The following is a 21,593-nucleotide window of genomic DNA, read 5'->3' on the forward strand; positions in this document are numbered from 1 at the left end:
ATTTGAAGGAGTTTTACTATGTATTTGGAGTTGTTGGCAGAATGTTGGAATAAAAAAAGCCTGATAAAATATTGATTATCAGGCTTTTATGATTTATTATGTGGTAATTAGTGACCGTGTAGGGATTCAAACCCCAAACCTTCTCATCCGTAGTGAGACGCTCTATTCAGTTGAGCTACACAGCCATTTTTTATTAATTTCCAATTATCATTTTCCTGATTTGGGACTGCAAAGGTAACGTTTTAAAATGCTTTTGCCAAATACTTTTTTAATTTTTTAATTGATTAATTTCATCTAAATCAAGATTCTTGAAATAATCATATATTTTCATAATTATAGCTAATGCAACCGTAACTTCTGCCGCTGCAACAACCATTACAAACAAAGCTAACATTTGTCCTTGTAAACGATTAGGGTCATATTGACTAAACGCAACAAGATTCAAATTCACTGCATTAATCATTAGTTCGATGCCCATCAGAATCAAAATGGCATTGCGTTTCGTAAGAACAACCGCCAAGCCTATCGAAAAAAGCAAGGCACTAATAATTAGATAATTTTGAATATAAATCATTGTTTATTAGATATTAACTTTATGGCTCTAATTTTTCTCTTTTTTTGCGATAAATGCTGCTCCCACAAGAGCTGCCAGAAGTAAAATACCCACAACTTCAAAAGCAAAAATATAATCAGTCATTAAATTAACTCCGATTTGTTTCACAGTGCTGCCCGTGTGTATTTGTTTACTGATAATGTTAAAATTTGCTTCTAAAATAACTTTCAAATACGCCAAAAACAACAAAACTGCCACTAAAACTGCCCAAAAAATATTGTGATGCGACACTAAAATCTTATTTGGCTGATTGGTTTGGCGTTGGGTATTTTTATTATTGGTTAGCATAATTCCAAAAATCATTAACACTAAAATTCCGCCCACATAAATCATAATTTGACTTACTGCCAAAAAATCTGCCCCAGCAAAAACGTATAATCCCGATACACCCAAGAGTGTCAATAGCAGACTGAAAGCAGCATAAAATACGTTTTTGGTAAACAATAAAAATAATGCTCCGCCAACGGTAATTACAGCGAAAACAAAGAATATGATTTGTTTAATGAGTTGATAGTCAATATTTTGTAGAAAATTTTTCAACAGTTCTTTATTGGTCTTTAGGTGTAATCTTGATAGTTGGTTTGAAAACAGGTTTTGGTGTAGCTGTTTCAGTTTTTTCTTCCTTAACTTCTTGACTAATAGTAGTTTCAGCAGGTTTTACAACAGGCTTAAAACTTGGTTTAAAAGCAGGTTTTGGTGTAGCTGTTTCGGTTTTTTCGTCCTTAACATCTTGACTAATAATAGTTTCAGCAGGTTTTACAGCAGGCTTGAAACTTGGTTTAAAAGCAGGTTTTGGCTTATTACTTAACTCCACAACTGGTTCCTGATTATTTGCTGAAGGCTGTGAGCTTTTCTTCAACGCTTCTTTTTCTGCTACAAACTGCTCATACAATTTTCGTTTTTTATCAGCTTGGTCAGCAGAAAGATTTGAGAATTCGAAGTTCATTTGCGTAATATCCACCACACTAAAATCATATTCGGTGGTCATTGTCAAACACTCTGTTGGGCAAACGGTTGTACATAGCCCACAAAAGCAGCACTTTGCCATATCAATATCGAATTTTGCTGCATAAAGCCTTACAGGCGAGCCGTCAGAAGTATAACTAATGACTTCCGAAGATTTGATTGGCTCAATATCAATACAATCAACAGGGCAGATTTTTGCACATTTATCACAAACAATGCAATCATCAATTTCACAATCTAATTGATAACGTCCATTGTCAGGTACTGGAAGCAATTGATGAGGATATTGCAATGTAACGATGCCCGTTTTCAAGTCAAAATAATTCGAATCTTGCATCGCATAAGGTTTTCTACTACGCCGTGCATTCCAAAAGTGCTTGAGCGTTAGACTCATGCCTTTTAACGTAGTTTTTATCCCCCGACTAATATTTTTAAAATAAGTGGACATTTGATGTTTTGAGGCTCACAATTATTGATTTCGCAAAGATACTTTCAAAATTATTATTTTAAGTATAATTTTAATGCCATTTAATAAGAAAACACTATAAATTATACAACAATTAAGCCAAAAGGCATTTTTACGACCACCAACCTATTTATATTTAATTCTTTTACTCAATCATTTTTTCTTAGAAATTCCTACCTTTGTAGAATACTTTAAAGGATAAAAACCTTTCAACAATGAAACAAATATTAAATCTTACCTTAGAGCCAGAAGTAGCTTTTGATGAGGCAGTTTTGCGTCAACATATTCAGCAAAAATATCTACAAATATCTGATAGCCAAGACTTTAATCTTCAAAAACTTCGTCAGTCAATTGATGCCCGAAAAGGACAAGTAAAAGTAAACCTCGAAGTAGAAATTTCGTCAGGAGAACCTATTTTGCCTGTCATGGAATTCAAGAAAGATTATCCTGATGTAAGTAACCAAAAACAAGCAATCATAGTAGGAGCAGGGCCGGGGGGAATATTTGCTGCTTTGCGTTTAATTGAGTTGGGAATTAAACCAGTTTTACTCGAAAGAGGAAAAGATGTACGTGCCAGAAGGAGAGATTTGGCAGCTATCAACAAAGATCATGTTGTAAATCCAGAATCAAATTATTGTTTTGGCGAAGGTGGAGCAGGTACCTATTCTGACGGAAAGCTTTATACTCGTTCCAAAAAACGTGGCGATGTTCGACGTATTTTGGAAATTTTAGTTGCTCATGGTTCAACGCCCGAAATTTTGTTTGATGCACATCCCCATATCGGTACAAATAAGTTGCCAAGCGTAGTAGCCGATCTTCGAGATAGTATTTTGAAGGCAGGTGGTGAAGTATATTTCGACACCAAAGTGATTGATTTTCAGGTAATTAATAATCAAATGCGGGGAGTAATGACCGCTGATGGACGAGAGTTTATAGGAATTGGGGTCATTTTGGCAACTGGTCATTCTGCCCGTGATATTTTTGAATTGCTGCATACAAAAAACATTCATATTGAAGCAAAACCTTATGCAATGGGTGTTCGCATTGAGCATCAGCAAAGCCTCATTGACGAGCATCAATATCATCGAAAAGAACGAGGTTTGCTTCCCGCAGCATCATATAGTTTAGTTGCCCAAACATATTATAAAAATATCCAACGAGGCGTTTTTAGTTTTTGCATGTGTCCAGGGGGCTTTATTGTGCCATCCGCTACTGCCGAAGGAGAATTGGTTGTGAATGGTATGTCACCTTCACGTCGAGATTCAAAATATGCCAATTCGGGAGTAGTTGTGGCAATAAATGAGGTAGATTGGCAGAAATACAAGCATTTGGGAGCATTGGCTGGGCTACAATTGCAAAAAGACGTTGAGCAAAAGGCATTTCAAAGAGCAGCCAGTAGTAGTTTAGCAAGCTCAAAAACACATTGTCAATTAGCACCCGCCCAGCGGTTAAGTGATTTTCTAAACAATAAAATCTCACCAGAATTATTACCAACGTCTTATCAACCAGGTTTGGCTTCGATGGATTTGGTAGAAGTGCTACCCGATATTATTGCTCGACCTTTACAAGAAGGATTGAAAGAATTTGACAAAAAAATGCGAGGTTATGTAAGCAATGATGCACAATTGATTGGTATTGAAAGTAGAACTTCTTCTCCCGTTCGAATTCCACGAGATAAAGAGTCATTGGAGCATTTGCAGATAAAAGGTTTATTTCCGTGTGGAGAAGGAGCTGGTTTTGCAGGAGGAATCGTTTCGGCGGCAATGGATGGAGAAAGATGTGCTGAACAACTTGTAAGGATTTATGGTTAGTATAAAAAAGTTTTTTTTGTATCTTGCCAATAATATCCAAACCCCAAACACTTGACAAACATATAATAACGTGAATTTTGCTAAATTTACTGAAAATTTAAATAATCGCTTAAAGCATCAGTCTTTACCAGGACACGAGGAAATTGTTCAGAAAATGGCTCCTTATCGCTTGAGATTAAATGCCGAACCGAATGAAAATACTCGACGAAGTGCAGTTTTGTTGATGTGTTATCCGAAGGGTGAAGAAGTTTTTTTGCCTTTGATTCTCCGTCCGCAATATGATGGAGTTCATGGTGGACAAATGGCATTTCCGGGGGGTAGAGCAGAGTTTAAAGACAAGAACATTCAAGCCACGGCTCTTCGTGAAGCCCAAGAAGAAATCGGTATTAAAGCGATTGACGTAAAAGTTATTAGTAATCTCACCGAATTATTTATTCCACCATCAAATCTCTATTGTCAGCCAGTTTTAGGTTATATGTCTTATTGCCCCGATTTCTATCCTGACGAACGTGAAGTTGCAGGTGTTTTTGAAGTATCGGTTTCAGAGATTCTTGACCCTTCGATTGTTCAAATTCGTACTGTTGAGGCGAGAGGTATAAAATTCGAAACCCCTTGCTTTATTATTCAAGAGCAAGTCGTTTGGGGTGCAACTGCATTAATTATTGCTGAACTGGTGGAGATTTTAAGAAATTAAAACAACAAATTTTAAAAAATCAATCAAATGCGTATTGCTTTAAAATCAAGTGTTATTTTATTTTTGTTTATAACTACAAATGTTTCATGTCAGAAGAAAAACGAACCTTGTGTGCCAAAAATGTGGTATCAAGATGCTGATAATGATGGGCTTGGTAGTAAAACAATTAGCTATGAAACTTGCGAACAACCTATCGGTTATGTTTCAAATTCAAATGATGACAATGATAATCCGAATAAAAATCCAGTTTCTATTATCCCATCTACTGGCTACAAAACAGCTACTACTTATCCGACTTTGAAAGCAATTTGGGCAGATGAGTTTGATGGGACAAGTTTAAATGAAAAAAACTGGAATTATGAGTTAGGAGACGGCTGTCCTAATAATTGTGGCTGGGGAAATAATGAGTTGCAATATTATAAAAAAGAAAATACCTCTGTCAAGGATGGATATTTGATTGTACAAGCAAAAGCCGAATCGAATGCTGGAAAGAAATACTCATCTTCAAGACTTACTACCCAAAACAAAATAAATCTCAAATACGGGAGAGTAGATATTCGGGCTGCACTCCCAAAAGGGCAAGGTATTTGGCCTGCATTATGGATGTTGGGTAAAAATATTAATGAAGTGAGTTGGCCTTATTGTGGTGAAATAGATATAATGGAGATGATTGGTGGTAACGGCAATGATAATACTTTACATGGTACAGCTCATTGGGCGAATGGCAGCAACCATGCACAATATAGCGGAAATGTAAAGTTGGCTACTGGAATTTTCAATGATGAATTCCATGTTTTTTCTATTATTTGGGACGAAAAGAAGATTGCTTGGTATTTAGATGATAAAAAATTCCATGAAATTGATACAACTCCTGCTGGTCTGAGCGAATTTCAAGCAGAGTATTTTTTTATAATTAATTTGGCTGTTGGGGGGAATTGGCCCGGAAATCCTGACGGAGCAACTACTTTTCCACAGTATTTAGTGGTTGATTATATTCGTGTCTTTCAATAGAAATGCTGCATCAAGTAAAATTCCTATGTACGATCGCTAAGACATAATCACAAAACCCGCCAAAATGGTTTGTTTTAAATGTATTTTAGATAAAAGTTTATATTTTATCTACAAAAAATACTTTTTCGTGTCTATACGACAATTATTCCTTTGTTTTTTATTTACATTTGTTGCTCATTTATAAGTGTTATAAAAATATCAACAAAACAATTAATAAAAATAACTTCAACCTACGTTTTGAATATGAAAAAAGGTATTTTATTGTATGCACTTTTATTTGGTGCATTTGGTTTACAAGCCCAAAAACGAGTCTTAATTTTTTCATTAACACGGGGCTTTCATCACAATTCTATCAAAGAAGGCAATCAGTTTTATCTTGACTTAGGCAAAAAAGAAGGTTTTGCCGTTGATACTACGACTAATCCTGCCAAATTTAATGAAGAAAACCTCAAAAAATACAATGCTGTTGTTTGGTTAAGTACAACCGGTGATGTGTTGAATCCTGCTCAGCAAGCAGATTTTGAACGTTATATCCAAGCAGGTGGAGGCTACGTAGGTATTCATGCAGCATCTGATACAGAATATAATTGGGCTTGGTATAATGATTTGATGGGTGGATATTTTGCCAGTCACCCAGGAGGGAAAGTCTCTAATGTTCAGAAGGGTAAAATGATTACACTCGACAAAACTTTTCCTGCGTCTGCTCATTTTCCTGAAACATTTGAAAAAACTGACGAATTTTATGATTTCAAATCTTTGAAAAAAGACATTTTGAAATTTATAGTAAGAGTTGACGAAAATAGCTATCAAATGGGTAAAATGGGCGATTTTCACCCAATGGCTTGGTACCACGAGTTTGACGGGGGAAAAGCATTTTATTCAAATTATGGACATACGCCCGAAACTTTCACAGAGCCTTTGATAACTGAGCATTTTTGGCAAGGTTTGAAATGGGCAATGGCTGAAAAATTGGATTATACGAAAGCTCGAACGCAAAGAGCTCCCGAAGAAAATCGTTTTGAACGTACAACTTTGGTTACAAATCTCAATGAACCTACCGAATTGGTAGTTTTACCAAACGGAAAAGTGATTTTTGTAGAACGAAAAGGTTTAGTGAAAGTTTGGAATCCGGCGACCAATAAAGTCAAAATTGCTGCTCAGATGCCAGCCTATACCAAGTTTGAATATGGTCTGATGGGCGTGGGCATTGACCCAAATTTTGCTCAAAACAACTGGATTTATTTCTATTATACGCCAGACGACACCCGTGAAGTTACAAAAGATAATTTTCTGTCGAGATTTGAATATGATGACAAGAAAGATACTGTCGTGTTTTCTTCCGAAAAAGTAGTTTTGCGTGTAGGCGTAAAGCGTGATGAATGTTGCCATACGGGCGGTTCAATTGACTGGGATGGCAAAGGGAATCTTTTCCTTTCAACAGGTGATGATACCAATCCTTTTGCTTCGGATGGTTATGCTCCGATAGATTTTCAAGCAGGTCGCTCTGGTTGGGACGCTCTCCGTTCATCAGGAAATACCAATGATTTGCGTGGAAAAATTTTGAGAATTACGCCACAAATGGATGGTTCGTATAAAATTCCCGAAGGAAATTTATTTGCTGATGGTACAAATAAAACTCGTCCAGAAATCTATGCGATGGGTATGCGTAACCCTTACAGAATAGCGGTTGATAAGCGTAGTGGTTACTTGTATTGGGGAGATGTTGGGCCAGATGCTGGAAAAGGCAATGACAAACGTGGGCCTGAAGGTATCGTAGAATTCAATCAAGCTCGTAAACCAGGTTTCTTTGGCTGGCCAATTTTCACAGGACCAAACTTTGCCTACAATCACTATAATTTTGCTGCCAAAGAATCGGGCGATAAGTATGACCCGCTCAAACCAATCAATGATTCACCAAATAACACGGGTTTGACTGAACTTCCACCTGCACAAAAAGCATGGATTTATTATGGTTATGGAGACTCAAAATTGTATCCTGAATTTGGTAAAGGTGGCTGTAATCCAATGGCTGGGCCCGTGTATTACTCGGAAGATTATGACAAAAGCCCGAAGAAACTGCCAAGTTATTTTGACGGGAAGTTTTTTGCTTATGAGTGGATGCGTGACTGGATTTATTTAGTAAGTATGGACAAAGAAGGAAATTATACTGGAATGGAGCGTTTTATGCCAAATACCAAGTTTGCTCATCCAATGGACATGGCTTTCTCGAAAGATGGTCGCTTATTTGTCTTAGATTATGGTATGAACTGGTTTACTCAGAATGAAGATGCCACACTTTCAGTAATTGAATATAATGCAGGAAATCGGAAACCAGTAGTGTTTGCCAAAGCTGATAAAAAAGCTGGTGCAGCTCCATTGACAGTAGCTTTCTCTTCAGCAGGAACGATGGACTATGACAAAGATGCTTTGAAATATTCTTGGAATTTTGGTAAAGGTTTACCCGCAAATACACAACCAAATCCCAAAATGACTTTTGCAAAAGCAGGTGAATACAACGTTGTTTTGACTGTGAGTGATGTGGCAGGAAATAAAACAATGCAAAATGTAAAAATAAAGGTGGGCAATGCCGAGCCAAAAGTAAGTATTGCTGTGAAAAGCAATAAAACATTCTTCTTTGATGACGAAAAAATTGACTATGAAGTAAATGTTTCCGATAAAGAAGATGGTACTACTGCCAAAGGAATTGATGCGGGTGATGTGGTTGTCAATATCAATTATTTGGAAGGTTATGACAAAACAATGATTGAGCAAGGACACAAAGAAAACATGAACTTTGCGGCAGGAAAACGTTTGATTGACCTGAGCGATTGTAAGGCTTGTCATGCAGTTGATAAAAAATCTATCGGGCCAGCTTATATTGATGTAGCAAAAAAATATCGTCGTGGACAAACTGCCATTAATCAATTGGCTGAGAAAGTAATCAAAGGTGGTGGTGGTGTTTGGGGCGAACAAGCAATGGCGGCTCACCCGCAAGTTTCACTTCCTGATGCCCGTGACATGGTAGATTATATCTTGTCATTGAATGATACCAAGAAGGCTTCTCAACCAACGAAAGGAAAATACGAAACGTCGGCTCATAAAGGCAAAAAAGCAGGTGCCTACATTATTCAAGCAACATATACTGACAAAGGTGGAAAAGTAATAGGTCCATTAACAAGTTCAGAATCAATTGCTTTGCGTAGTTCAAAAGTAAAAGCTGCTACTTATGATGAGGCGAAAGGTGCATCAAAATTCAACGTTGAGGCATTGGGTGGAGAAATTGTTACAACGACCGAAACAGATAGTTATATCATGTTTAGAAACATTGATTTTACTGGTGTAAAAACATTGGTTATTAGTGCTTTTTCTCAAAAAGGACAAACAGTTGGCGGTAAAATTGAAGTACATACAGGTTCTCCAACGGGTGCATCTTTAGGAGAAGTTGAAATACCAGAAATGAGTATGGCTCCGCTGAAATTAAGCGTAAATGTTGCTGGAACACAAAATGTATATTTGGTTTTCAAAAATCCAAAAGCTGAAGGAAAACCATTATTTGGCGTAAGTACAATTGATTTTTTGAATAAATAGAAAATTAATAGTCAACAATTGAGTTATAAAATTGCTATAATACCTAATAAATTGGTAAAGAAAGTATTCGTAATGTACTTACAAACAATAAATTAATAGTAAAAGAGTCCTATGAGATTTATTTCATAGGACTCTTTTACTATATAGAAATACAGAATATCGTCAAGCTAATTAGTAGGTAATGTATTAGACTTCCTGCGAAAGTATTTTAAGTCGAAAAACACATCTTCTCGGCTACAAATAGAGCAAATTTTTCAATCGTAGCGGTGCTATGGAATTCCATTCGGGCTTCAAAATTCCCTCAATTTTCGCTTGAAAATCTACTATTTTTCAATCATAAAACACTTTCGCAGGAAGTCTATTGATGTTTGCGGGTTTGAGTATTTTGAAATAAGCCATTATTGCTACTAATAAATATTAGCAAACTAAAGTAACATAAAAAAAGCAAGTTGGAAGTAGAGTCTTCTAACTTGCTAATAATTATTTTTTTGAAAATTGCTTTATACTAAATTTAAACAATTTTTAATTTCTGTCCTTTCTTAACCGCATTTGAATGTAATCCATTCATTTTCTTTATTTTTTCAACCGATATACCACCATAACGTTGAGAAATACTCCAAAGTGTATCTCCTCTTTGAACTACGTGGTATTTAGGTTTGTTTTTTTCGATTGAATTTTTATTTTTTCTTTCTGCTTTAATAGTTCGTTCAATTTCAACCACTTCTTCATCATCATGTAAAATGATTAATTTCTGACCAACCATAATTTTTGAAGATTTGAGCTTATTCCAAGTTTTCAAATCATACGTATCTACATTATACTTATCGGCAATTTTATTCAAAACATCGCCTCTTCTCACGGTATAAGTCTTTTTCTTAACCTTGTGAATTTTCTTGATATCATCTTCAACTTTGGCGGGTTTATCTAATTCTTCTACAATCGTTTCGCCATTATTCCTGTCATTTGATGCCGAATAGTTAGTATTACCCCCAATAATGATAACTCCTCGCTCCGAATTGTTAGATGCTAAAATCACAGGTTCGATTCCTCGTCCTTGTGCTGAATCTAAAATCATTTGGCGATTAGCTTCGAAATATGCATAGTTAACGGCCGGTATTTTTAGCTCAAAACCCTTTGAATGAGCTGGTAAAACACCTTTCAAAATCTGGGGATTTAATTTTTGAATATCGTCTATACTAATACCACTTGCATTCGAGAAAGTCTCAACATCCAAAAATCCGTCAATCGTAACTGTTTCAGTCGTAACTGGTTCCATGATTTCTTCTGGAAAAATTCCATATTCATCAGCATGGAGCATCATGTACATAATTGCTGTAAATTGAGGTACATAAGTACGGGTATCTTTATGCAAAAAAGGGTGCAATTGCCAGTAATCTCTTACATTTCCTGCTCTACGAATAGCACGGCGTAGATTTCCTGGACCAGTATTATAAGAAGCCAATACCAGTTCCCAATCACCAAAAATACTGTATAGTTGTTTGAAATATTTGCAAGCGGCTTCTGTTGATTTTTCAATATCCATTCTATCATCAACAAACTCATTTACCCTCAATCCAAAGTCACCGCCAGTGGGCTTCATAAACTGCCAAAGTCCAACTGCTTTTGCGTGCGAAATAGCTTTCGGATTCAAACCTGATTCGAGCATTGAAAGATATTTCAATTCATCGGGCATATTATATTTTGCCAAGTATTTTTCGAAAATAGGAAAATAAAAATTTTTCCTTTCAAGCATTTTCTTTGTAAAACTTGGTTTTTTATAGATAAAATAATCTACAAAACTATGCACAGTAGAGTTATATTGCAGTGGAATAGAGCGTTGCATTCGTTGGAAACCTTCTCGGACTTTATTCACATCGGCAGTCGGAATAAAGGCTTCAACGGTTGGTAACTCTTCAACTAATGAATCTTCGGGAGAGACCGTAACAGCCTCTTGAGGAATAACCGACTGTGAGTAAGTGATGAAACTTGTGCAGCTAAGAAAACCTGTCAGGAGGAATAGCTTTATACCATCCAATGAATTGTTGCCTAATTTCTTGATTTTTTTCATATTGATATTTTGCGAGGTGTTTTTCGCTGAATTATGTGTTATAGGAAAGCAAATCTTTTCCAAAAATAATGTATTCTTGTTTTTTTGTCAAGTAAATATTAATATTTTTTCGTATTTTCATTTTTTTTTGAAAATAATGTTTGTTCAATAATGTATGTATATTTACAATATTTTAGCAAAAGCGAGCATATTTTCTTCATCAAAATTCTTGCCAAGAACTTGCAAACCTATTGGCAGACCCTCTGAGTTTTCGCCGTTAGGAACAGAAATACAAGGGTTTCCTATAACATTTGCTTGTACCGTGAAAATATCCATTAAAAACATTTTGAGTTGATCGTCTGATTTTTCCCCAATCTTTACGGCAGTGGTAGGAGTGGTAGGTGAAATCAGAAAATCATATTTTGATAAAATTTTATCAGTCGATTCTTTTATTAAACGTCGAACCCTCTGTGCTTTCGTATAATAAGCATCATAATAATCTGCACTAAGCACGAAAGTTCCTAAAATTATTCTTCTTCGAACCTCTGCACCGAAGCCTTCGGCACGAGATTTTTTATAGAGTTGCTCTAAGTTTTTCACGCCAGAAGCACGATGTCCATAGCGAACTCCATCAAATCTGGACAGATTTGAGCTTGCTTCGGCGGTTGTAAGAATATAATAAGTAGGCAGTAAATATTTCATCAAAGGATAATCTACTGCTTCCACGATATGTCCTTGTGCTTTGAGCCATTCTATTTTTTCAAAGGTTTTTGCTCGAACATCTTCGTCTAAACCTTCGCTTTCGAGTGCCTCACGCATGTATGCTAAGCGATATTGTTTTTTTGGAGAAAGATTTTTAGAATATTCGGGAACTGGTAAAAACGAAACTGTACTGTCATGGTCGTCTGCCCCAGCAATGATTTCGAGCAAAAGTGCAGCATCTTCAACATTTTTTGTAATTGGCCCGATGCAATCAAATGAAGAAGCATAGGCAATCAAACCCCAGCGGGAAACTCTCGAATAAGTTGGTTTTAGACCAACTACACCACAAAAAGCAGCGGGTTGCCTCACCGAACCGCCAGTATCTGAACCTAAAGATGCCAAACACATATCGGCTTGTACCGCCACTGCCGAAGCACCCGACGAGCCACCCGGAACACGAGTTGGGTCAGCAAAGTTTCGAGTTGGGCCAAAGGCAGAATTTTCGTTGGACGAACCCATTGCAAATTCATCGCAGTTTTGGCGACCAATGATAATTGCGTCTTCAGCAATAATTCGTTCTACTGCCGTAGCTGTAAATTGTGATTGAAAACCATTCAAAATCTTACTTGATGCTTGCAATCCGTGATTTTCGTAAGCCAAAACATCTTTCAAGCCAATAACCATTCCTGCCAAGCGTTTTGCAGTGCCATTTTTGATTTTTTTATCAATTTCTGCCGCTTTTTGAAGAGCTTCATCGGCATAAACTTTCAAAAAAACATTGAGATTTTTGTTTGCCTCTATCTGCTCTAGATAGTGGTTTACTAAGGCTACACAATTGGTTTCTTTACTTGCTAGTGCTTGTTTTATTTCTTTGAAAGAATTGTATTTGGTCATTTTTTGAATCATTCGTTATGTAAAAACAAAAAACAACAGCCACTCAGTTTTTGGCTGAGTGCTGTTGTTAAGAGGTTGTTTAAGTTTTTTTTTGCTGGTAAAAAATGTTGTTTTTTGGACTTAATCTAAGGTTGAAAAAGTAAAATTTTGCGAGCAAAATGAGCCTTTTTTGAACGAAGAGTAAGTTAAAAAGGTGCATTTTAAGCACAAATCAAAAAACTTAAACAACCTCTAAGACTGTTGCCTGAGCGAAGCCGAAGGCAACAATACAAATGCTTATTTTTCTTCCGAAGTTGCTTTTTCGATGTTTTCTTTTACTTCTTTCGTTGCATCCTTAAACTCACGAATTCCTTTTCCTAATCCACGAGCCAACTCAGGAAGTTTTTTTGCACCAAAAAAGAAAAGAACCACAACTAAAATCAAAATCATTTCTGTACTTCCGAGACCAAACATAGTATTATTTATTTAAAGTGTTTTATTACAATTATTAAACTACAAACGAAAAACCGTTACATATTTTTTCTTCTACAAATGTAAAAGTAAATTGGTAATTAAAAAATTAATTTCTGCTTAAACTTTAATAGGTTTACTCTTTTTCCATTGTTCAAATTTTGTTATTTCGCCGTCAATACTATTGATAATAAACATTAATAATGCCACATCGTCGGTAAGACCAATGAAGGGCAAAAAGTCAGGAATTAAATCAATTGGCGAGATAAAATAGATAAATCCTGCAATGATTTTCAATAAACTTGGTAGTTCAATCTGTCTGTATTCTCCTGTTGCATAGGCTTTTAATAAACTTCCGAGCAAGGTGATTTTTTCTCGAACTACATCAAATACACCACCTACGCCCAATTTTTGAGTTTTGAGTAAGGCATTTCGTAAAAGTTTAAGCAAACCATCTGCATTTTTTGCTATGCGAGGGGCTTTACCTAAAGCAATTTTGTAAAAAGATGATTTTAAAATATTAGAAAGCAAATCTTTTGTTTTTGAACTTATGGTAACCATTTTATAACAAGCTTTTTTTTAATTAATCTTTTAGCTATATTCGATAAACGAAAAAAACAATAAAAATTATCCATCAAATATAAAAAATGCAAAAAAAACATTCAAATACATTGTTTTATATTAGTTTTGTCCAATAAATTTGACACTTAATTTATAAGATAAGCTGATTTACTAAGTTTTTGTTCAAGCCAGCCCATTCGTACTGTCAATTTTATTTAAATATTCGTAAAACTTTCATGTCTAAATTAACCCCAAGACATGAACTAATAATAAAAAAGTTCCTCCTTGGGGGTTAGGGGGCTTCAAAATTATATGAAAGTAACCGTAGTAGGTGCAGGTGCCGTTGGTGCAACCACCGCCGATAACATTGCTCGTAAACAAATAGTTGACGAAGTAGTATTGCTCGATATTAAAGCCGGTGTAGCTGAAGGTAAAGCAATGGACTTGATGCAAACAGCATCATTGGAAGGCTTCGATACAAGAATTATTGGTTCAACAAATGATTATGCCAAAACAGCTAAATCTGATGTAGTTGTTATCACTTCGGGTTTACCTCGTAAACCAGGTATGACTCGTGAAGAACTTATCGGTATCAATGCTGGTATTGTGAAAGGTGTTGTTACTCAAATTTTAGAGTATTCACCGAAAGCTATTTTATTGATAGTGTCAAATCCGATGGATACGATGACTTATTTGGCTTTGCAAGTGGCTCTGTCGATGGGCGTAAACAAAAAACGTGTCATTGGCATGGGCGGAGCATTAGATTCTTCTCGTTTCCGTTATTTCTTATCACAAGCAACAGGTTATGCTCAAAGCGATATTCATGGACAAGTAGTTGGTGGTCACGGTGATACAACAATGATTCCATTGACTCGTTTGGCTACAGTAAATAGTATTCCAGTAAGCCGTTTTCTTGCAAAAGAAGCTCTTGCAAAAGTTGCTGCCGATACTATGATAGGTGGTGCAACGCTTACTGGTTTATTAGGAACGTCGGCTTGGTATGCACCAGGTATTGCGGCTTGTTCGATGGTAGAAGCAATTATTCGTGACGAAAAACGTATTATTCCTTCAAGTGTGTATTTGAATGGAGAATATGGTCAAAAAGATATTTGCATGGGTGTACCAGTAGTGATAGGTAGAAACGGGTGGGAAAAAATCATCAACTTGCGTTTTAACCAAGAAGAGCAAGCAGCATTTGCAAAATCGGCTGATGCAGTTAGAAACATGAACTCAGTATTGAGCACATTATCAATATAGTATTTGAAGCCAGCAAAGAACTCGTAGTGACCTCATGTTGCTACGAGTTCTTTGGTTTTAATGCAATATTATCGAAATTTCTTTATTTGCCTTCAACTCAAAAAGCATATCGCTAAATTTTGGAGGCCCAAATGTGGCTTTTACATTATTCGATAAACCCCACGGTTCTTTCGGAATACCGAACAATCCAGTATCTAATTTGGTATTATTGTTTTCATCTTGGAAAATTTTTACAGCATACTTCCCCACAGATAAATCTTTTATTTCAATCATAACTTGCTTATTATCAATTGTTTCTGCTGATTGCTTTACAATTTTCTCTTTAGCATCAAGTACCTGAAAGTACAGTTTTCCTTTAATGTTTTCAAAACCTTTGATATTTACTTTTAGCGTATATTTTTGTGCAAAAGCAAAGTTTGATAGCAAAACAAGTAACAATATTTTTTTCATTGTGTTCGGTTTTATTTAACCTGAATTTACAGTAATTTGCACAAAATTTAAGAATAATAATATGATTTCCAACGCTGATATTGTTGAAACGATTGAACTCACCGCAAAATTGCTCGAATTGCATAACGAAGATGAGTTTAAAATTAAAACCTTTACTAATGCTGCTTATAATCTTGATAAATATATCGGAGATTTGGCTCAGTTAGATTTTCCACAGCTAACTCAAATTCAGGGTGTTGGAAAAATGATGGCTGGGAAAATATTAGAAATTGTTAGTATCGGAACACTGCGTGAAATGCAAGATTTGCTCGCCAAAACCCCCACAGGAGTGTTGGAAATGTTTAAAATTAAGGGTTTAGGAGCAAAGAAAATCAAAGTTTTATGGAATGAATTGGGGCTCGACAATCTTAACGATTTGCAGATTGCTTGTGAGAACGGAAGCATTGCAAAAGTAAAGGGTTTTGGAGAAAAAACGAAAGATTCGATTTTAGAATCATTGCTTTTTATTCAAAGTCAAGCTGGTAAATTACGAATGAATAAAGCAGTTGCATTGGCTGAGGTAATTACAGAACAATTAGAAAAGTATTTTGAAAAAGTTGAGATTTCGGGGCAAATTCGACGAAAAAGTGAAGCCGTTGATACACTTGTATTTTTGGTAAATTATGCCAATAAACTCCCTGACTTTGTAGCAGCAGATTTTATAAAAGATGAAAAAAGTTCTTCGCCTTTTGTATGGCGAGGAAAATATTTAGAAAATAAAATTGATATAGAAGTTCGTTATGTGCTTGATAATCAGTTGTTTATTAAACAATTTGTTTATACCGCTGACGAAAAGCACTTGAAGCAAAGGAATGAAAAAGGTGTTTCTTTACTGAGTGTTGCTTTGGCTTCAGATTTAACCGAAAGTTTGACCCAAGTAGCTGCCGAAGAGGAAATGTATGGAAAATTTGGAGTGCCATATATCATTCCTGAAATGCGAGAAGGTGATTTTGAGTTTGATTGGATTCAAAAAAATAAAAATGAAGATTTGATAACGTGGGAAGGTTTGAAGGGAATTTTGCATAATCATTCGACGTATTCTGATGGTCAGCATTCGCTCGAGCAAATGGCTACTTATTGTAAAGAATTAGGTTTTGAGTACCTCGGAATTGCCGATCATTCGCAATCAGCAACCTACGCAAGCGGACTTTTGATTACGAAAGTGCAACAACAGCATGCAGAAATAGAGCAACTCAATAAAAAACTCTCAGCAGACCGACCGTTTAAGATTTTGAAAGGAATTGAGTCCGATATTTTGGGTGATGGTTCGTTAGATTATCCCGACGAAGTTTTAGCTACTTTTGATTATGTAGTAGCTTCGGTTCACTCAAATTTGACGATGAATGAGGCACGGGCAACTGAGCGTTTAGTGCGTGCCATCGAAAATCCTTATACTACTATTTTGGGACATCCAACGGGTCGTTTAATACTTTCTCGACAAGGGTATCCGATTGATTATAAGGAAGTTATAAATTGTTGTGCCGCCAATGGCGTAGTAATCGAAATCAATGCAAGCCCGTACCGTTTAGACCTTGATTGGCGTTGGATTCAGTATGCTTTAGAGCAAAATGTGATGTTAAGTATCAACCCCGATGCACATGAAATGCAGGGCTACCACGATATGCATTATGGTGTAGCTGTTGCCCGAAAAGGTGGTTTGACTAAAAATATGACTTTTAATGCCTTGAGTTTGGTAGATATGGAGGCGTATCTGGGCAGAAGAAAGAAATAAGAAAAATTACGAGCCAATGAAGTTTGCATCATTGGCTCGATAGTTAAATATCACATCAAAATTTCTTAAGGAAAGTAACTTATGCAAATAAGGGGTTAAAATCGCTAAAAAAAACACTGAAAGTGTTTAATTTGAATAGCCCTCGATGCAATCGGGGGTAAAATAAAATACAAAAATCCAACCCTAGAGGGGTTGAACCCATTTAGGGTTCTTTTTTCACCATATTTTACACCGATTTTCAATCGGTGCTATTCAAGTTTGACACTTCCAGTGTCATTTTAACACCCTATTCGCATAACTTACAAAAAATTATTTTCGTTGTAAAACCTCTTCAATTTGTCGAATCAATTCTTGCCCTTCGCCATTGCTTGGGTCGCTTACTTGCGAAACAGCAAAGTTCCCCTTTTTATCAATTAAATAATATGCAGGAATGCCAGTTATACCATAACTTTTTGAAACAGTGTTATTGTCATCAACTCTCAAATTTATCCCTTTTATGTCATACATTTTTACTGCTTCTCGCCATTCGGCCTCATTATCTAATGAAATCTGAATAAAAATGACTTCGTCTTGAAACTTAGCTTTTACAGTTTCCATAAACTTCATGTCATAAATACAAGGGCCACACCAACTTGCCCAAAAATCTAAATAGACTGTTTTTCCAAGAAAATCTTTGAGTGAAACTTCTTTTCCATCAATATCTTTTAATTTAAAAGGCTTTGCGGGAGAACCTTGAGAAAGTGTTTTTGAAAAACTCACTTTTGTTGTGAGATAGTTTTTGTAATCTCTATTGGAAGAAGTTTCTAAGAAATTATCAACTAAAGTTTGAATTTTGGGTGTAATATTTTCCGCTTCAATCATGTTTTTGAGTTTAAAAGCCGTTATTCGCTCAATCAATTGAAATGAAAATAATACTCGATTATAAGATGATTTGATGAGGTTTAATTCTTCCGTTTCTGTCAAATTTTTCCGCTTTCTTACTGCCGATTTAGCAACAAATAAATCCATTAAATTGAGATACATATTGCCATATTCAAGCGAGTTTGCTTGAACAGAGTCTGCCAGTTCTTCTATTTTTAAGCTATTTTTTACCCTTTCTTCTGTCCAATTATTATATTTATCTCCCGATAAAAAGTTTACTTTATAATTCTGAAGTGAGCCTATTATATCGGCCTTGCGAGATTGTTTAAATATATACGATAAATTGGGCGTTTTTTCTAAAAAATCTAATTGAGTAGCCTGTTCATTGTCTAAAAAATCAAAATATTGTTCTTGTGGAGCTTTACTCAATAAATCAGCTTCTTTTTCAAAATCATTCTTTACTTCAAAGTTTTCTCGTTGTAGCGTATAATATTGCCATTTTTCCGAGCCTTTTCCTGTAAAAAGCAAAGACTTCCAAAAGTTTTTAGGTGAAAATTTCATTGAAATTTCGTCATTAGGCTCAATAATCCAATAATGAAAACCTTGGTCGGCATAATAAAAATCAATGTAAGCTATATGGTTGAGATTGGTGCTAAAACTAAATTGGTTTTTATCATTAAGTTTAATTTCGTATTCTTCTTCTTCGCCCACCCAATCTCGGTAAAGTGTGATTAGCACTTTTCGTTCGGTAGGATTCTGAATTTCACCCGAAAGTTTAAATAAACCCTGAGCAAAGGTTGTGCTTGATAAAAAAAAGAATAGGGCTAAGAAACGAATCATATAATTTTTCTTTATGTGTAATTTAAGCGGAATGGCTTTCGTAATAGTATTTTTGGAAAACGAAAATAGCCAGCGAAAAATTGACTAATCCCATCAAAATTACTGGAATTTTAAACATTATCAATAGTAAAAATAGAATTCCTGAGAAAAACAGTCGTTGCATGAACGCATCATTTGAAATAGTGTTGTTGTATTGTGCATGATGGTTGAAGTATATCATCGATAAAATAAAAATCATGAGTTGTAAGGCGTAAAAATAACTTACATCGGTAGGAAGATTGCGTAGTAAAACGATAAATTCGGGTATTAAAAGTAGCAAATAAGTTAAAAAATACCCCAAAAGCCTTTGCTTTGAAGTCAATGGAAGGTTACGAATTAAAGTCAAATATTGATTTTCGTAATAGAAAAATTGCTGGCAAAATACAGTATGCCCAGCTGCAACAAATAGTCCTCCGAGAGCCAATAATCGCTCGTCGTAAGCATCAGTTGGGTAGAGGTTGCAGATTCCGACCAAAACAAAACAACTAAATAACTTCGTTAATAATAGTAAAACAGGCTGTTTAGAAAACAAGTATCGAATAAAGAAAAGATAGCTCGGTGTTCGAAATTTTGCGAGAAAATTTTGGATAGGTTTTGCAGTAATACCTACCGCATTAGGTCTTTTTATTCGATTTTCATAAAAGACTATTCCTATAAGTATTAAAAGTATATTGCATAAAACAATTGACAAAACCGCCCACGTTTGTTTTTCTTCAATACCAATCTTTATCATCCAAAGCGAGTAAAGTAATGTTAGTTGAATTAAGTTGAATTGCATCATTCCAAAAGCCAAAAAGCGTTTCATGGGCGAAAACAGCCTAATGTTATAAAGAAACTCATTATTTCTTGATTCAAACATTCGTAGTGTAAAAAGTATGACTTTTGCTGCGTGCAATGCCCAAGCCAAAAATATCAAACTAAGTAGCAAAGGTAAATTGAGGGCACTTTTGATAATAGTTTTATGCTCTTCTGACCTTAGAAAACCAAAAGAAAACATCAATATCGCAAAAACAAAAACTACATTTTGACGGTAATATTCTTTGACAATGGTCAGATTTAAAATTCGAAAAATGCTTTTCATAATTGTGTAATGACTTTATTTTGAACAAGATACATGTTTTTGATAGCCAACTTCTCAAAGCGGAAGTCTTGATGTGAAGATAATAAAAAACTTATTCCATGCTTTTTTGAGTATTGTTCTACTAATTCATAGACAATTTGCACCGAGCGGTCGTCTATCGTTATTAATGGCTCGTCGAGCATAATGAGTTTTGGTTTGCCCAGAAATGCGGTGAGTAACGAAACTTTTTTCAGCATGCCACTCGAATATGTACCGATGGGAGTTCTCCAGTAAATATTTACTCCTAAAACCTCCGCCAAATGTGCTAATTGTTCACTATTTGCTTTTTTTGCGTCAGCAATAAATGTTAGTAAATCATAAGCTGTCAAATAATCGGGGTATTGTGGTTCGGCTTCGCTAATGTTCACATTCATGCGATAATCGATTGCATTTTTACGAATGTCAAGGCTATTTAATAAAATTTCACCTTCAAAAGGAATGATTCCTGCAATTGCACGAAAAAAAGTAGATTTTCCTGAGCCATTTATGCCCTTAAACCAATGAATTCCTTCGGGAATTTCTAAGTTTTCGACAGCAATAATGGTGTGATTATTATAACTTTTTGAGAAATTTTGGATTTTCAGCATTATTTTTATTGGATTTCAGAATACGAAAGAAGCAAATTTTTAGAAATTTTGGCAAACTATTTATATAAACGGCAGTAGAGCAATTTTTCAAATTATGCAATGGATTAAGTAATTTGGCAAATCGTGCTACTAATTCTACGAAAATTATTATTTATAAATTGGGTACAAAAAAGCCAAAAAAACACTTTTTTGTACTATTAGAAGTAAGTGTTTAAAAGTAGCTCGGAATAGTGAAATTTCGTCTTCTATTTAGTCTATTTATTTAATAGGATTATTTAAACTTTCTCTTGAAGTATTTCAAAAAACGTTGTAATATTCTAATATTTAGCTATAATTTAAAAATAACTTTACCGAATTAACATTTTCTTAATTGACTTGTATTCAAATACTTACATACATTTGTAACACAAAGGTTTTCGACGGAGACGAAAAACTGATATAACTTTTTTTAGTTTTAACTTTTTAAATAATTACTCCAATGGAAACGAACACAAAGAAAATTATGAAGACATTAGCATTAGTATTAGCACTCGCTACGGCAGCTACAACAGACGGATTTGGACAGACGAAGGCTTCTTCAGGAAAGATAAGTACTTCGGACAAGGCAAGCAAATTGAATGTACAAGACTTAGGAAATCTTCACTTCAAATTAGCTTTTGAAAACCCTTTGCGACAAAAGACTCAGATATATTTACTCGATAAAAACAAAGATGTATTTTTTAACGAATATTCGACTGGTAATGCTCAATATGTTAGAGCTTTTGACCTTTCTAATTTAGCCGATGGTGAATACACTTTTGTAGTTGAGTCTGGAAAAGATAAATTGACAAAAGATTTCGTAATCAAAACACAAACATTCCGTGGT

18 protein-coding genes and 1 tRNA gene are annotated in these 21,593 nt (G+C 35.2%); 7 read left to right on the forward strand and 12 right to left on the reverse strand.

The annotated features are described in order from the left end of the window. Window positions 1–111: 111 nt before the first annotated feature. The 4 genes from ACH2CJ_RS16060 to ACH2CJ_RS16075 form a co-directional block, all read right to left on the reverse strand. Window positions 112–185 (reverse strand) — tRNA-Arg (locus tag ACH2CJ_RS16060). Window positions 186–268: 83 nt separating this feature from the next. Beyond that, window positions 269–574 carry an NADH-quinone oxidoreductase subunit NuoK gene (gene nuoK, locus ACH2CJ_RS16065; RefSeq protein ID WP_394993970.1) on the reverse strand — a complete coding sequence of 102 codons (306 nt, stop codon included), beginning with the start codon at window positions 572–574 and terminating at the stop codon, window positions 269–271. Window positions 575–601: 27 nt separating this feature from the next. Beyond that, a complete protein-coding gene (locus ACH2CJ_RS16070; RefSeq protein WP_394993971.1) occupies window positions 602–1,153 on the reverse strand; it encodes an NADH-quinone oxidoreductase subunit J in 552 nt (183 codons plus the stop codon). Between the two features lie 7 nt (window positions 1,154–1,160). Further along, on the reverse strand, window positions 1,161–2,027 hold the full coding sequence (locus tag ACH2CJ_RS16075; RefSeq protein ID WP_394993972.1) for a 4Fe-4S dicluster domain-containing protein: 867 nt from the start codon (window positions 2,025–2,027) through the stop codon (window positions 1,161–1,163). A gap of 233 nt (window positions 2,028–2,260) precedes the next feature. Between ACH2CJ_RS16075 and ACH2CJ_RS16080 the strand changes: the two genes are divergently transcribed. The 4 genes from ACH2CJ_RS16080 (at window position 2,261) to ACH2CJ_RS16095 (ending at window position 9,149) form a co-directional block, all read left to right on the forward strand. Then, entirely contained in the window at window positions 2,261–3,856 is a 1,596-nt protein-coding gene (locus ACH2CJ_RS16080; protein WP_394993973.1) for an NAD(P)/FAD-dependent oxidoreductase, read from the forward strand. A 70-nt stretch (window positions 3,857–3,926) separates the two neighbouring features. Continuing rightward, the gene (locus ACH2CJ_RS16085; RefSeq protein ID WP_394993974.1) at window positions 3,927–4,550 is read left to right on the forward strand and encodes an NUDIX hydrolase; all 624 of its coding nucleotides are present in this window, start codon (window positions 3,927–3,929) and stop codon (window positions 4,548–4,550) included. 27 nt (window positions 4,551–4,577) lie between these two features. After that, entirely contained in the window at window positions 4,578–5,561 is a 984-nt protein-coding gene (locus ACH2CJ_RS16090) for a family 16 glycosylhydrolase (protein WP_394993975.1), read from the forward strand. Between the two features lie 243 nt (window positions 5,562–5,804). Next, window positions 5,805–9,149, forward strand: a complete 3,345-nt coding sequence (locus tag ACH2CJ_RS16095) for a ThuA domain-containing protein (protein ID WP_394993976.1) — start codon at window positions 5,805–5,807, stop codon at window positions 9,147–9,149. Between the two features lie 511 nt (window positions 9,150–9,660). Here the strand turns inward: ACH2CJ_RS16095 and ACH2CJ_RS16100 are convergent. From ACH2CJ_RS16100 to ACH2CJ_RS16115, 4 genes are all read right to left on the reverse strand, one after another. Further along, entirely contained in the window at window positions 9,661–11,217 is a 1,557-nt protein-coding gene (locus tag ACH2CJ_RS16100) for a LysM peptidoglycan-binding domain-containing protein (RefSeq protein WP_394993977.1), read from the reverse strand. A gap of 162 nt (window positions 11,218–11,379) precedes the next feature. Continuing rightward, a complete protein-coding gene (gene gatA, locus ACH2CJ_RS16105; protein WP_394993978.1) occupies window positions 11,380–12,792 on the reverse strand; it encodes an Asp-tRNA(Asn)/Glu-tRNA(Gln) amidotransferase subunit GatA in 1,413 nt (470 codons plus the stop codon). A 276-nt stretch (window positions 12,793–13,068) separates the two neighbouring features. Continuing rightward, the gene (locus ACH2CJ_RS16110) at window positions 13,069–13,245 is read right to left on the reverse strand and encodes a twin-arginine translocase TatA/TatE family subunit (RefSeq protein ID WP_394993979.1); all 177 of its coding nucleotides are present in this window, start codon (window positions 13,243–13,245) and stop codon (window positions 13,069–13,071) included. A gap of 117 nt (window positions 13,246–13,362) precedes the next feature. Next, window positions 13,363–13,803: a YkvA family protein gene (locus ACH2CJ_RS16115; RefSeq protein WP_394993980.1), complete on the reverse strand. Its 441-nt coding sequence runs from the start codon at window positions 13,801–13,803 to the stop codon at window positions 13,363–13,365. Between the two features lie 312 nt (window positions 13,804–14,115). On the opposite strand from ACH2CJ_RS16115, the gene ACH2CJ_RS16120 reads away from it, so the two are divergent. Continuing rightward, window positions 14,116–15,060, forward strand: coding sequence for a malate dehydrogenase (locus ACH2CJ_RS16120; RefSeq protein WP_394993981.1), 945 nt, complete (start codon window positions 14,116–14,118; stop codon window positions 15,058–15,060). Between the two features lie 57 nt (window positions 15,061–15,117). Here the strand turns inward: ACH2CJ_RS16120 and ACH2CJ_RS16125 are convergent, their stop codons facing one another. After that, a complete protein-coding gene (locus tag ACH2CJ_RS16125; RefSeq protein WP_394993982.1) occupies window positions 15,118–15,510 on the reverse strand; it encodes a DUF2141 domain-containing protein in 393 nt (130 codons plus the stop codon). Window positions 15,511–15,574: 64 nt separating this feature from the next. Between ACH2CJ_RS16125 and ACH2CJ_RS16130 the strand changes: the two genes are divergently transcribed. Then, window positions 15,575–17,281: a PHP domain-containing protein gene (locus ACH2CJ_RS16130; protein ID WP_394993987.1), complete on the forward strand. Its 1,707-nt coding sequence runs from the start codon at window positions 15,575–15,577 to the stop codon at window positions 17,279–17,281. 309 nt (window positions 17,282–17,590) lie between these two features. On the opposite strand, the gene ACH2CJ_RS16135 is transcribed toward ACH2CJ_RS16130, so the two are convergent. From ACH2CJ_RS16135 to ACH2CJ_RS16145, 3 genes are read right to left on the reverse strand one after another with little or no spacing between them, the layout of a single operon-like run. Continuing rightward, entirely contained in the window at window positions 17,591–18,982 is a 1,392-nt protein-coding gene (locus ACH2CJ_RS16135; RefSeq protein WP_394993983.1) for a TlpA family protein disulfide reductase, read from the reverse strand. Window positions 18,983–19,004: 22 nt separating this feature from the next. After that, window positions 19,005–20,102: a hypothetical protein gene (locus tag ACH2CJ_RS16140; protein ID WP_394993984.1), complete on the reverse strand. Its 1,098-nt coding sequence runs from the start codon at window positions 20,100–20,102 to the stop codon at window positions 19,005–19,007. Further along, the gene (locus ACH2CJ_RS16145) at window positions 20,099–20,728 is read right to left on the reverse strand and encodes an ATP-binding cassette domain-containing protein (protein WP_394993985.1); all 630 of its coding nucleotides are present in this window, start codon (window positions 20,726–20,728) and stop codon (window positions 20,099–20,101) included. Before ACH2CJ_RS16145 ends, ACH2CJ_RS16140 begins: the two co-directional genes overlap by 4 nt. A gap of 478 nt (window positions 20,729–21,206) precedes the next feature. On the opposite strand from ACH2CJ_RS16145, the gene ACH2CJ_RS16150 reads away from it, so the two are divergent. Further along, window positions 21,207–21,593: hypothetical protein (locus ACH2CJ_RS16150; RefSeq protein ID WP_394993986.1), on the forward strand; the 387-nt coding region annotated here is incomplete at its 3' end.

Origin of the sequence: Emticicia sp. (genome assembly GCF_043780375.1) — a bacterium.
In the GTDB taxonomy this organism is placed as follows: Bacteria; Bacteroidota; Bacteroidia; order Cytophagales; family Spirosomataceae; genus Emticicia.